A 12,704-nucleotide genomic window follows, 5' to 3' on the forward strand; every position below is an offset into this window, starting at 1 on the left:
GAGATTAGTTGACAGGAAACTTTATGTTGTCAGAAAAGTATGAATGGCTATCCCAAGCCGCAGATAATCAGCAAGTTACGCCAGAGCAACTCTCCGTTTTGCTACAACAGTCTGAATTGCAAAGTAAGCTTGAGCGCTACCAGCTAGCGGGAGCTGTGCTACGTAACGAAGAAGAGAGTTTTCTGCCTGCTGACTTTAGTGATCATTTCGCTAGTGTCTTAGCCGATGAACCGGTTTATCAGCTGCAACAGCAAACAGGCATTCTACAGAAAATTAAAACCTCCTTACGTGAGGCCGCGAATTCGGAGTGGTTTAAACCCGCAGCACACGGTGCCATTGCTGCCAGCGTTGCCTTAGTCGCTGTTTTGGGCGTTCAGCATTACCAACAACCGTTCGAGCAAGAGTTAGCCATGCCAGCGCCTATTTTTCAAACCAGAGCGGTAGATGGTTTTGCTATACCTGTTAGCCTAAGTCAAACTTCGGTTGAGAGTCGTTTCGAAGCGCAAGAGCAGCAGGCCATTCAAGAACAGCAGCGTCGTTTACAAGTTTTATTGCAGGCTCACCGTCAACAAGTTAGAGTGAGTGAGGCGCAGTTAACTAAATCCCCTGAGCAGGAACAGCACGAGCACTAATGATGAAAAGGTTGTTTGGCGTTTTATTTGTAGTAGCGCTGAGTGCCTTGCAATCAGCTCTAGCTGACGAAACTGGCTGGGTGTTATTTAATAAAGTGCAACAGAGTGTCAAACAGCATAATTTTGATGTTTCTTTTGTTGTGCTTAAAGGGGGGCAGGCAGAAACCTATCGTTGGTTGCATGGTCGGGATAAAGACGACGAAATAGAACATCTAATCCCAATGTTTGCAGAGGGTGTTGATATCGTTCGGCGTAATCAACAGGTTTATTATCTTATTAGTAACCGCCCTTCTTTAGTCACCCAAGGTGATAGTATTAAAGAGTTACCTGCGTTGTTATTCGAAGATATGACGACGATTCGTTCGCTTTACAATGCTGTTGCGGGCAGTAGTTCTGTGATTCATGGTCGCAGTGCGCAACTTCTCAGATTGTCTGCCATAGATGATGAGCGTTATCATTACTGGTTATGGATTGATGTAGAGACAGGCTTCCCACTTCGTATTGACACGCTGTCAGACCAGCAAAACAGTAATCAAAATCAGGCATTGGAAATTTGGCAAATTACGCATTTGCGTATTACCCCCGAGTTACCTGATAGTCTTGCGCAGTTATTAACGATTCCTTTACCAGAACCTTCAGCTGTTGAATTACCGATTTTGCCGCCATCGCAACAGCATCAATTAGGTTGGTTACCTGCAGGTTTTGCTGTGGTTGCAGAACCTTTACATGTCCCCCAGCTTGAGCCGAAGATTCTAAGTTATTGGTTACTAAGTGATGGACTGCATCAGGTATCGGTTTTCGTCCAACAAAGTCATCGTATGCCTACGCAGGCTTATCGCGATGGTGCTATTACGATTTTCGTGCAATCTGATCCAGAGTTAGATGTGACTGTGATCGGTCCTATCAGTATTAATACTGCACAGCGTTTAGCTGCATCGATACGCTAATCTTAAGTTTCTAAGTGGTGATGTCATGGTAGAAGAAATTGCGACTGTAGTGGATAACGACGCTGCTGGCGTATGGCTAGTGACTACCCCTGCTGGGAGTTGTCATAGTTGTCATGCCAGTACCGACTGTGGCACCGGCATCGTTGCTCAGACGTTTACTCCGCGGCAAAATCGGTTTTTTGTAAAAACAACTTTGCAGCTGTTACCCGGCGAGCAAGTACAAATTGGCGTTGCTGAGCAAGGCTTGGTGTTGGCTGCGTTGATGGTCTACTTACTACCCATTGCTTTGATGCTTACAGTATTGTTGTTAATGCAATTCTTGTGGCAACCTGCAGAGGGTTGGTTAATCATTTCTGCTTTAATATCAGCAGCTTTAGGTTTTCTTTTAGCTCGTGCATACAATAACAAGGTGCAACAAGCGCAAGAGCAAGTGCAGATTTTACGGGTCTTACCCCAGCTTAGGGTAAGCTACGCGCAACAATCATAGCAAGCTGCTGTCGGATAGAGTACAATTCGCGCTAATTATTGTTAATAACCTGCATGATTAACTTCCCGCTTTAGCTCAGAGCTTTTAGCGTCGGTTGTCATGCACTAAGTTTTTTGCGGATAACATGCCTAAACTCGAACATATCAGAAATTTCTCTATTATTGCCCATATTGATCACGGTAAATCGACTTTATCAGATCGCTTGATTCAATTTTGCGGTGGTTTAAGTGATCGTGAAATGCAACAGCAAGTTTTGGATTCTATGGATCTGGAACGCGAGCGCGGCATTACCATTAAAGCACAAAGCGTAACCCTGCATTACAATGCTGATGATGGCAACACTTACCAGCTAAATTTTATTGATACGCCTGGCCATGTCGACTTTACCTATGAGGTCAGTCGCTCCTTGGCTGCCTGTGAAGGCGCTCTGCTCGTTGTTGATGCTGGCCAAGGTGTAGAAGCGCAGACAGTAGCGAACTGCTATACCGCGCTGGAAATGAATCTAGAAGTTATTCCTGTATTAAATAAAATTGATTTGCCACAAGCCGATCCTGATAGCGTATCAGAAGAAATTGAAGACATTATTGGTATTGAGGCAATAGGTGCTGTGCAGTGCTCTGCTAAAACCGGTTTAGGCATTAAAGATGTGTTAGAAACCATCGTACAAAAAGTACCAGCGCCCGAGGGTGAGCCTGAAGCACCGACACAAGCCTTAATTATTGATTCTTGGTTTGATGCCTATCAAGGCGTGGTTTCATTAGTTAGGGTGAAGCACGGCAGTATCAAAGCGAAAGATAAAATTAAAGTCATGTCTACTGGCCAAACTTATGAAGTTGATAAAGTAGGGGTCTTTAGCCCGAAAGCGACAAATACCGGTGAATTAAAAACCGGAGAAGTTGGCTTTGTTATTGCGGGTATTAAAGAAATTAAAGGTGCGCCTGTTGGCGATACCTTAACCTTAGCGAAAAATAGTGCCGAAAAACCCTTGCCCGGGTTTAAACGCATCAAACCACAGGTTTATGCGGGGGTATTCCCCGTATCAAGTGATGATTATGAAGATTTCCGTGATGCGTTAGCCAAACTGAGTTTAAATGACTCTTCGCTCTTTTATGAACCAGAAAATTCTGGTGCATTGGGTTTTGGTTTCCGTATAGGTTTCTTGGGTATGCTCCACATGGAGATTATTCAGGAGCGTTTAGAGCGTGAATATGACCTTGATTTAATTACCACTGCTCCCACCGTAGTGTACGAAGTGGTGAAAAAGAACGGTGATATTGTCATGGTCGATAACCCTAGTGCATTGCCTGCCGTAAATGATATTGCTGAGATCCGTGAGCCTATCGTTGAAGCGAATATTCTGGTACCACAAGAATACTTGGGTAACGTTATTACCCTGTGTATTGAGAAACGGGGTACTCAGGTAAATATGAGTTACCATGGTCGTCAAGTGGCCTTAGTGTATGAGCTACCGATGGCCGAAGTGGTGATGGACTTCTTTGACCGCTTAAAGTCGACAAGTCGCGGCTATGCGTCGCTTGACTATAACTTTAAGCGTTTCCAAACATCTAATATGCAGCGCGTGGATATCCTGATCAACGGTGAACGAGTGGATGCATTGGCGATTATCAGCCACGTCGACTTCGCGCAAGGTCGCGGTCGTGAACTGGCCGAAAAACTGAAAGAGCTTATTCCAAGACAGATGTTTGATATCGCAATTCAGGCCGCTATTGGTAACCATGTTATTGCGCGCACAACCATCAAACAAATGCGTAAAAACGTTTTAGCCAAATGTTACGGTGGTGATATTAGCCGTAAGAAAAAACTACTGCAAAAGCAGAAAGAAGGTAAAAAACGTATGAAGCAGGTGGGTAATGTGGAAGTACCACAGGAAGCTTTCTTGGCAATTTTAAAAGTGGGCAAATAGGTCACTTTAATACCGCCAATAACCTTACTTTTTTAGGTTTTTGGCGGTTTAAAAGGTATTGCTCAATGATTAAGGACATTTAATGGCGGCTTATTTTCCGATTTTTTTAGTCTTATTGACCCTGATCTGTGGGTTGATATGGTTACTAGATGCATGGTTACTGGCTCCTAAACGTAAGCAAGCGTTGGCGAATGCTCAGGCAACGAGTATGTTGCCGGAGGAAACTCAGCAGGCGTTCTTGAAAGAGCCTGCGATCATTGAAACGGCGAAATCTATTTTCCCGTTAGTGGCAGCAATTACGGTGCTACGCTCATTTTTATATGAACCTTTTCAAATTCCAACTGGTTCTATGATCCCAACCTTGTTGGTAGGGGATTTTATCTTAGTTGAAAAGTTTGCCTATGATGTCAAAGATCCGGTTTGGCGCAAAACGCTATGGCACAACAACTTGCCGGAGCGTGGAGATGTGGCGGTGTTTAAATATCCACTTGATCCTCGCTTGGATTACATCAAAAGGGTGATCGGCTTGCCCGGCGATCGTATTATTTATCGTGACAAACAGCTATTTATTGAGCAAGTTTGTCAGCCAGGCCAAACCACGGGATGTGGCGTACTAGAGCCTGTTTCGCAAGTTTTTCAGGCTGAAGCCGAATATTTTATCGGCACTATGCCGCAGCGCCGCTATATTGAAACCTTAGGCGAGGTGAGTTATCAAATCCTTACTACGCCAATGCGTCCAGAAATGCTACGAGATTACTATCGTCAAGCTAATACCGCTATCGATGAGTTTATTGTACCTGCAGATCATTACTTTGTGATGGGCGATAACAGAGATAACAGTTTAGATAGCCGGATGTGGGGGTTTGTACCCGCTGAAAATTTAGTAGGCAAAGCTGTTTTTGTCTGGATGAGTTTTGAATTTAGTGAAGATCCAAACAGTTGGTTACCGCGCTGGGTACCCGTAGGCGTTCGTTTCGAGCGTTTGGGTAGGATTCATTAAGAGTAATTTATGCAGAAACCACTAGCACCTTTGATGCGAAAAATCGGTTATCAGTTTCAAAATGTCGGTCTGTTAGAACAGGCACTTACTCATCGTAGTTGCAAGGGGCAGCATAACGAACGTTTAGAGTTTTTGGGAGATGCCTTATTAGGTTTGGTGATTGCTGAGGCTTTATTCGCCCGTTTTCCACAAACACGAGAAGGTGATCTTACTCGGATGCGCTCATCGCTGGTAAAAGGCGTGACATTAGCATCCATCGCGCAAGAGTTGGGCCTATCTGAGTTTTTGCGTTTAGGACCTGGTGAGCTTAAAAGTGGTGGTTTTCGGCGGGAGTCTATTCTTGCAGATGCGCTAGAAGCGATCATAGGTGCCATTTATTTAGATAATGGTATGGCAGCATGTAAAGCGCAAATTATGCTGTGGTTTGAGCAGCGTTTACATGACATTACGCCTGGCCAACAAAAAGACTCCAAAACCTTGTTGCAAGAATATTTGCAAGGACTGCGTAAGCCGCTGCCCACTTATGATGTGATTGCAACTGCCGGCGAAGCGCATCAGCAAACCTTTACTGTGCGTTGCACTGTACCAGGTATGGCACCTATTACTGCGACCGGTTCATCACGGCGCAAAGCTGAGCAGGATGCTGCTCAGTATGCATTGGAACAAATTAAACATGACAGATAACACTCATACTGAGAATACGCCTACCTATGCCGCATTAGTGGCCATCGTAGGTCGGCCCAATGTTGGTAAATCAACGCTCCTCAATAAGTTAGTTGGGCAAAAAGTCAGTATTACCTCAAAAAAACCACAGACTACTCGTCACCGCATCGTTGGTATTGATACACAAGAAAATTATCAAACCGTTTATGTCGATACGCCTGGCTTACATACCGAGGAAAAACGTGCAATAAACCGCCTAATGAATAAAGCTGCTGCCTCTTCTATTTTAGATGTCGAGTTTGTGCTTTTTGTGGTGGAAGGGACCCGCTGGCATGATGATGATCAGATGGTATTAAATAAACTGATTGCTGCCAAAAAGCCGGTAATTCTGGTGGTAAACAAAGTTGACCTCTATAAAGATAAAGCAGAATTATTACCCCATTTGCAGTGGTTAGGTAGCCAGTTAAACTTTATTGATGTTGTGCCGTTATCGGCAGAAACAGGCGATAACGTTGCAGCGCTGCGTAAAGTCGTACAACAGCACTTACCGGTTTGTGAGTTTTTCTTTCCTGATGATTATATTACTGATCGCTCACAGCGTTTTATGGCAGCCGAGATTGTTCGTGAAAAGCTGATGCGCTTTTTAGGCGATGAGCTACCCTACGCGGTCACTGTTGAGATTGAACGTTTTAAATGGGAGGAGAAGCATTTTCATATTGCGGCCTTAGTATTAGTTGAACGCGATAGCCAGAAACGTATGGTCATTGGTAATAAAGGTGAGCGTATAAAACAAATTGCCACTGAAGCCAGACTGGATATGGCAGCTATGTTAGATGCTCCCGTGTTTTTACAGGTCTGGGTCAAAGTGAAATCAGGCTGGGCTGACGACGAGCGAGCTTTGCGTAGCCTTGGTTACGGCGAAGATTAAGCCCTGCTATGGAGGGTAAGCTGCTGCCTACCTACATTTTGCACAGTCGCCCTTATCAGGAAGATAAACTGTTGTTACAACTACTTTTGCCTGAGCAAGGTCGTTTAACGGCTGTTATTCGGCGGCGCAACGGTAAACAGTATCGAGCGTTACAACCCTTTCAGTTATATACCGTATCACTAGTTGGGCGTAGTAGTTTGCAAACGGTTAAACAGTTTGAGGAACAAGCGCCTGCTTATCCTTTTCAGGGTAAAGTGTTATATAGCGGTCTTTATATTAATGAGTTGATTTGCCGGCTTTGGCCGACTGATCATGCCTCAGACTATTTATTCGCACATTACCAACTGGCCTTGGCGACGTTAGCTCAGGTGCAGCAACACGCTGAGTTGTTAGAGCCATGTTTAAGGCAATTTGAGTTTGCGCTGTTAGCGGAATTGGGCGTGTTACCAGACTGGCATGTTGATGCCAATCTACAACCGATTAATCCAGAACATTATTATCAATATCGACCTGAGCAAGGTTTTGTTAGAGCGTCACCTGATCTTACTTCATCTCAGCAGAGTAAGAGTGTGGCAGAGAGCATTATTCTGGGAAAACAGTTATTAGCGATAGCGCAGGCCGATTGGCAGAGTGCAGACAATTTGCTGGCAGCTAAACAACTTAGCCGACAATTTTTAGCGCCTTTATTGGGTAATAAACCACTGGCTAGCCGGGCATTATTTCGTCAATTGGCACAGATTAAACCCGCTTCGGCTTCATCATAATGGAGAGAATATGAGTGCAATTTATCTTGGGGTCAATATTGACCATGTCGCAACCGTTCGCAATGCCCGCGGCACCTATTATCCTGAACCTGTGCATGCGGCATTATTAGCCGAGCAAGCGGGAGCAGATGGGATTACCGTGCATTTACGGGAAGATCGTCGACATATTATTGATCGTGATGTGTTTATTTTACGGGAAACGCTGGCAACCCGTTTAAACTTCGAAATGGCTGTCACCGAGGAAATGTTAGGCATTGCCTGTAAGTTAAAACCGCATTTTAGTTGTTTAGTGCCGGAGAAACGCGCAGAGCTGACCACCGAAGGTGGGTTGGAAGTAGCAGGACAGCTAAGCCGTATTACCGATGCGGTAACACAATTAACCGAAGCCAATATTTTAGTTTCACTCTTTATTGACGCAGATAAAAAACAAATTGAAGCGGCTGCTGCTGCTGGTGCACCTTATATTGAGATCCATACCGGACAGTATGCGGAAGCTACCGATGCCGCTGTGCAACAGGCGGAATTAAGCCGTATTACTGACGCAGCGGCTTATGCTGCCTCACTGGGTTTAATCGTTAATGCTGGGCATGGCTTGCATTATCATAACGTGCAACCCATAGCCGCTATCCCGCAAATGTATGAGCTGAATATTGGCCACGCTATTATTGCCCGGGCCATTTTTACGGGTTTAGGCCCCGCGGTGACAGAGATGAAGCGATTAATGGTCGAGGCTCGGCGTTAATGGCCATTCGTGGTTTGGGTACTGATATTATTGAGATAGCACGTATCCGCCACAGCTTAGAAAAAAGTCCGCGCTTGGTGCAGCGGGTTCTGACGCCATTTGAGCAGGCTGAGTATGCGCGGCATGCTCAGCCGGAGCGTTACTTTGCCAAACGCTTTGCGGCAAAGGAAGCTGCAGCCAAGGCATTTGGTACCGGGATTGGTAGCGGTATTTCGTTCCAGCACTTTGAAATAACAAACGATGCACTAGGCAAACCTGAACTTCGCTGCAGTGGTTATGCTGCAGAGCTGGCTACTAAAATGGGCGTGAATGCAGTTTGGTTGAGTATTAGCGACGAGCAAGCTTATGCCTGTGCGACAGTGATACTTGAAGCCTGAAGCAAGTCTAAGGGAATAGAGGTATCTGCCTCTAATAACATCTGAATCACATCGTCTAACTCATATAACTCAGGCTCTAATAGTTTGATATTGGCACCTTTCTTTAATTGCGTTTCTAAAGCCTCTAATAAGTTCTTTAAACGTGGCACACCGGTATAACAACAAGCACCATGCAATTTATGTAGCGCGTGCAGTAAAACTTGTTGGTCATTGTCGGTAATGGCTTGGCGAATTTGCTTATCGGATTGTGGCAATGATTTAATCAGCAGCAACAGCATTTCCTGTGCTAACTCAGGTTTACCTGCGGCACGCTGTAAAGCAAGCTTCCAATCAATTAACGGAAAAGCCTGTGGCGTTTGACTTTGTAAGTTTTGATTATTCTTTTGGATCTGACAAAATTCTTGCAAGCTGTAATGCAGCATCTTTTCATCAAGCGGTTTGGTTAAAAACTCACTAAAACCTAAACTGATCAAACGTGCTCGCTCACCCTCCATGGCATGGGCTGTGACAGCGATGATAGGCGTTTGCTCATTTAAAGAGCTTTGCCTTATGCGTTGGCAAGCGGTAATGCCGTCCATGATGGGCATATTGATGTCCATAAAAATAATATCGTAAACGTGCTGCGTAGATTTTTGCCACGCTTCAGCACCATCTCTGGCTGAGTCGAGTGACTGCACGCGCTCACGTAATAAGGTGTTAATCAATTTTAAATTCGCTTCATTATCATCTACCGTCAGCACTTTTAGGGGATAGAGCATGCTCTGGCTAGGCTCATTCTGCTGCAGTTGTTGTTGGCTATAGGGAAACGCGAGCGACAATGCCAGTTTACGCATATGAGCAGGCTTTGGTAAGCAAGCACTCGCACCCGAGCTGAGTAAAGCTTCACGTAAATTCGGGGATAAGGTGTTAACCAATAGATAAACAAAGTGGCAATAGGTTTTTAAGCGTTGTACCAATGAAATAATATCATTGACTTGATTGATGGCCACGGCCCGTCCAATAAGTCCAATATCATAATGAGGATTTTGATTAAGTAGCTGTTGCAGTTGCGCCTTAGTGGCACAAACGGTGACTTTTAATCCCCAACTGGTTAGCAGCTGTAAGGTAGCTTCGCGGGAATACTGTTGTGGTTCGAAATAAAGGACGGTTTTATTCTCAAATATTTCTAGTGGTAAGGGTTCAGCCACCGCTAATTGATGACGTTGGCATTTTACGGTAAACCAAAAAGTGGAGCCTTCTCCCACCTTACTTTCAAAACCGATATTACCTTGCATGGCTTGTACCAATCTCTTCGAGATCAACAAGCCAAGACCTGAGCCGGTTTGCTGGTCGTTTTGTTCAATCGGCGGGATCCCATCAAATAAACGACTTTGTTTTTCCTCACTGATACCGCGACCAGTATCTTTAACCGAAATATGTAACACCAACTGCTCGTCATTGACTGGGGTCGCATCGACTTTAATTACGATGCTGCCATGCTCGGTAAACTTAATGGCATTCCCTGCGATATTCATCAGAACTTGGGTGATTCTGGCTGGATCCGCAATCACATCATCTGGGCAATCAGACGAGAACACCAATACCAGTTCAAGCTGTTTATCAAAAGCGTTTGCGGCGAGTAACTCAATTGCGTCATTTAGAGTATCCCTTAGAGAAAACGGTTCGGGATTAATCGACATCCGTCCCTCTTCTAACCGCGAGAAATCCAACACATCATTTACCAGATTTAATAAGCTATTGGCCGATTTTTGAATAGTATGTAAATAATCACTTTGATGGTGACTAAGAGGGGTTTTTAACAACTGCCGAGTAAAGCCAATAACCGCATTTAATGGGGTTCGTAATTCATGACTCATTTTGGCTAAAAAGTCGGACTTTTGGCGGTTATCTTCTAGCGCCTTACGTTTGGCAAAGTCCAGCTGAATATTTTGAATTTCTAGCTGTTCCATGCTTTGCTGTAAGTCGCCAGTGACTTGTTCAATACTGAGCTGCATTTCCTGTTCAAGCTTTGCTAAACGCTCTGCTAACTGTAAAACACCGGTTTGTAGTTGATCCATCTCCCGAATCGTCAGTGGATAAATTCTTATCCGGTATTGGCCATCCATCAATTGCTGCATCTGCTTTTTGATACGGTATAATTCAGGTTGGAGCTTTTGCATAAGAAATAGTGCGAGGCAGATAGCCAAAATAAACGTCATAGTGGTTAATAAGCCGCCATGCAGTAAGCTTATTTGCTGTTGATATATCAACTGCTGTTGCTCTAGTTGTAACAAAAGATAAGCTGGCTCTTCATCGCGCAAACGCTGCAATTTTAATAAGGGTTGGTAAACTAGTAGGTAGTGCTGCTGATCGAGATAATTAAGTTGTCTGGGTTTGTTTTGTTGTTGATGGATGGCTTCGTCGCTTAAATCGCGCTGACTGTTGCTGGTTAATAATAATTCCCCGTTTGCGTTAAACAGCGAAATACTAATAACTAAAGGCGAATTAAGCCGATGCGTCTGTTCTAATAATGCTTTTATGGCGGGCAATTGTTGTTGGTATAACAGTTGCTGACTACTTATCGCCAAAGAAAGTGCAATGTTGGCTGCTTTTTCTCGTAAATGCAGTTCACTATCTTGTTGTTGTTTGTGATTGAAATAGCTACCAAGTAGCAAAGCCACCAACAGGGCGGGTAAGATACTGCAGAGAATCAACCAAAAACGTAAACCAATTTTCTTCATCAGGGCATTGCACTTGTTACAATTAAGCTCAGCCATGCCATAATGACACATCAATAACAAAAAGCCTATAAGACCCGTAACGAATGGTAATGTTATATAAACCCCCAAAAAAAGCTCAGCTTACTGGCCAGCGTGTTGAGGTGCGGGTAGAGCAAGCTGATTATGAAGCCAACGGTATAGCCCGCTATCAGCAAAAAATTGTGTTTATTGATGGCGCAATACCTGGCGAGCACGTCCAGATAAAGATTACTGAAGATAAAGCGGGTTTTCTGAAAGCCAGAACGGAAAAAGTGTTATCGGCCAGCCCACTGAGAGTAACGCCTTTTTGTGCGCATTACCGCCATTGCGGCGGCTGCCAACTGCAACATCTGGAACCTGCACAGCAAGTCTTGCTAAAGCAGCAAGGCGTTGATGAGCTGATACGTCACCAAACGGGGTTGACCGTGTTACCTTGGCAGGCTTTGTTAACTGGCCCGGATCGAGGTTACCGTCGTAAAGCAAGGATTGGCGTTTGGTTTGATAAGAAGCAAAAGCAAGTTGTAGTGGGTTTTCGTCAAACGGCGAGTAAAGAAATTACTGCAATCAGTTCCTGTGCCGTGCTAAGTCCGGTATTGGCGCCAATTTTTACCGTACTAAAGTCGGTTGTTGCCCGTTTGCCGCAGCCCGGTATGGTGACGCATGCTGAAGTTATCGACGCCGAAGGTCAAGCTTATGTGATTATTCGGCATACTGCGCCTTTGACCCAAGCCCAACAAGAGGCTTTTATCGCAGCTTGGCCAGACGCCATCTGGTTAGGAGAAGCAGAAGCGGGCGAACTGAGCTATTGGCAAAGTAATAGCGCAGCACCCGCTTATCGGTTAACTGAACAGCAATTAACCCTGGCTTTTGCCCCTGATGATTTTATTCAGGTGAATGCCACCGTAAACCAAAAAATGGTAAGCCAAGCGGTAGAATGGCTGGCGCCAGGGCCTGAAGATTGTATCTTAGATCTATATGCAGGTATGGGTAATTTTAGTTTAGCCTTAGCACAACGAGCGAAATTGGTGCATGGTATCGAAGGCTTAACCAAAATGGTGCAACAAGCCAATCTGAATGCGGTGGCGAATCAGTTGGGCAATGTCCGGTTTTGGCAAGCCGATTTGCACTTACCTTGGGGCAAGTCGGACTGGCATCAACCAATCTATCATAAAGTGTTATTAGATCCTGCTAGGGCAGGTGCGCAAGGTGCTGTACAACAAGTCGTTAAATTAAAACCGGCACAGATATTGTACATCTCGTGCAATGCGGCCACCTTTGCTCGGGATGCCAAGGTGTTATTGGCTGCAGGCTATCATTTGCAGAAAATCGCTGGCATTGATATGTTTCCTCATACCGGACATTTGGAACTTATGGCATTGTTTGATACACAAAAGCGATGATGATGCTGGCAGAGGCTGTAAAGCTGGAGTGGCGTTCGCGACAGGGTTAATGATGACAAGCATACCAATCGAAACGCCTATCAGGCGGTTCGATATAATTAG

The 12,704-nt window shown here is 44.7% G+C and carries 12 protein-coding genes; 11 read left to right on the top strand and 1 reads right to left on the bottom strand.

Annotated features, from left to right (window positions below; genetic code table 11):
- The first annotated feature begins 23 nt into the window (after positions 1-23).
- From ACO1PK_RS10690 to acpS, 10 genes are all read left to right on the top strand, one after another.
- Complete coding sequence (locus ACO1PK_RS10690; RefSeq protein WP_423185623.1) at positions 24-632, top strand: sigma-E factor negative regulatory protein; 609 nt, start codon at positions 24-26, stop codon at positions 630-632.
- Positions 632-1,579 (top strand): MucB/RseB C-terminal domain-containing protein, encoded by a 948-nt coding sequence (locus ACO1PK_RS10695; protein ID WP_423185624.1) that lies wholly within the window; start codon positions 632-634, stop codon positions 1,577-1,579. Before ACO1PK_RS10690 ends, ACO1PK_RS10695 begins: the two co-directional genes overlap by 1 nt.
- Before the next feature lie 25 nt (positions 1,580-1,604).
- Positions 1,605-2,066, top strand: a complete 462-nt coding sequence (locus ACO1PK_RS10700; protein WP_423185625.1) for a SoxR reducing system RseC family protein — start codon at positions 1,605-1,607, stop codon at positions 2,064-2,066.
- A gap of 124 nt (positions 2,067-2,190) precedes the next feature.
- Positions 2,191-3,990: a translation elongation factor 4 gene (gene lepA / locus ACO1PK_RS10705; protein ID WP_423185626.1), complete on the top strand. Its 1,800-nt coding sequence runs from the start codon at positions 2,191-2,193 to the stop codon at positions 3,988-3,990.
- 82 nt (positions 3,991-4,072) lie between these two features.
- Positions 4,073-4,990, top strand: a complete 918-nt coding sequence (gene lepB / locus ACO1PK_RS10710) for a signal peptidase I (RefSeq protein WP_423185627.1) — start codon at positions 4,073-4,075, stop codon at positions 4,988-4,990.
- A gap of 9 nt (positions 4,991-4,999) precedes the next feature.
- Positions 5,000-5,674: a ribonuclease III gene (rnc, locus tag ACO1PK_RS10715; RefSeq protein WP_423185628.1), complete on the top strand. Its 675-nt coding sequence runs from the start codon at positions 5,000-5,002 to the stop codon at positions 5,672-5,674.
- A complete protein-coding gene (gene era, locus ACO1PK_RS10720) occupies positions 5,664-6,581 on the top strand; it encodes a GTPase Era (protein ID WP_423185629.1) in 918 nt (305 codons plus the stop codon). Before rnc ends, era begins: the two co-directional genes overlap by 11 nt.
- Before the next feature lie 8 nt (positions 6,582-6,589).
- A complete protein-coding gene (gene recO / locus ACO1PK_RS10725) occupies positions 6,590-7,345 on the top strand; it encodes a DNA repair protein RecO (protein WP_423185630.1) in 756 nt (251 codons plus the stop codon).
- A 10-nt stretch (positions 7,346-7,355) separates the two neighbouring features.
- Positions 7,356-8,087: a pyridoxine 5'-phosphate synthase gene (gene pdxJ / locus ACO1PK_RS10730; RefSeq protein ID WP_423185631.1), complete on the top strand. Its 732-nt coding sequence runs from the start codon at positions 7,356-7,358 to the stop codon at positions 8,085-8,087.
- The gene (gene acpS, locus ACO1PK_RS10735; protein ID WP_423185632.1) at positions 8,087-8,464 is read left to right on the top strand and encodes a holo-ACP synthase; all 378 of its coding nucleotides are present in this window, start codon (positions 8,087-8,089) and stop codon (positions 8,462-8,464) included. The genes pdxJ and acpS overlap by 1 nt, the downstream gene beginning before the upstream one ends.
- Here acpS and ACO1PK_RS10740 read toward each other — a convergent pair.
- Positions 8,431-11,184 (bottom strand): response regulator, encoded by a 2,754-nt coding sequence (locus tag ACO1PK_RS10740; protein ID WP_423185633.1) that lies wholly within the window; start codon positions 11,182-11,184, stop codon positions 8,431-8,433. The two genes, acpS and ACO1PK_RS10740, sit on opposite strands and share 34 nt — an antisense overlap.
- Positions 11,185-11,273: 89 nt before the next feature.
- On the opposite strand from ACO1PK_RS10740, the gene rlmD reads away from it, so the two are divergent.
- Positions 11,274-12,602 carry a 23S rRNA (uracil(1939)-C(5))-methyltransferase RlmD gene (gene rlmD, locus ACO1PK_RS10745; protein WP_423185634.1) on the top strand — a complete coding sequence of 443 codons (1,329 nt, stop codon included), beginning with the start codon at positions 11,274-11,276 and terminating at the stop codon, positions 12,600-12,602.
- Positions 12,603-12,704 lie beyond the last annotated feature (102 nt).

The sequence above is a fragment of the Alishewanella sp. d11 genome (assembly GCF_049390205.1).
Lineage (GTDB): Bacteria > Pseudomonadota > Gammaproteobacteria > Enterobacterales > Alteromonadaceae > Alishewanella.

Excerpts from the sequence above, each read along its gene's own strand:
- ACO1PK_RS10690 (WP_423185623.1), top strand. The coding sequence starts at position 24 with ATGTTGTCAGAAAAGTATGAATGGCTATCCCAAGCCGCAGATAATCAG.
- ACO1PK_RS10695 (WP_423185624.1), top strand. The coding sequence starts at position 632 with ATGATGAAAAGGTTGTTTGGCGTTTTATTTGTAGTAGCGCTGAGTGCC.
- ACO1PK_RS10700 (WP_423185625.1), top strand. The coding sequence starts at position 1,605 with ATGGTAGAAGAAATTGCGACTGTAGTGGATAACGACGCTGCTGGCGTA.
- lepA (WP_423185626.1), top strand. The coding sequence starts at position 2,191 with ATGCCTAAACTCGAACATATCAGAAATTTCTCTATTATTGCCCATATT.
- lepB (WP_423185627.1), top strand. The coding sequence starts at position 4,073 with ATGGCGGCTTATTTTCCGATTTTTTTAGTCTTATTGACCCTGATCTGT.
- rnc (WP_423185628.1), top strand. The coding sequence starts at position 5,000 with ATGCAGAAACCACTAGCACCTTTGATGCGAAAAATCGGTTATCAGTTT.
- era (WP_423185629.1), top strand. The coding sequence starts at position 5,664 with ATGACAGATAACACTCATACTGAGAATACGCCTACCTATGCCGCATTA.
- recO (WP_423185630.1), top strand. The coding sequence starts at position 6,590 with ATGGAGGGTAAGCTGCTGCCTACCTACATTTTGCACAGTCGCCCTTAT.
- pdxJ (WP_423185631.1), top strand. The coding sequence starts at position 7,356 with ATGAGTGCAATTTATCTTGGGGTCAATATTGACCATGTCGCAACCGTT.
- acpS (WP_423185632.1), top strand. The coding sequence starts at position 8,087 with ATGGCCATTCGTGGTTTGGGTACTGATATTATTGAGATAGCACGTATC.
- ACO1PK_RS10740 (WP_423185633.1), bottom strand. The coding sequence starts at position 11,184 with ATGAAGAAAATTGGTTTACGTTTTTGGTTGATTCTCTGCAGTATCTTA.
- rlmD (WP_423185634.1), top strand. The coding sequence starts at position 11,274 with ATGTTATATAAACCCCCAAAAAAAGCTCAGCTTACTGGCCAGCGTGTT.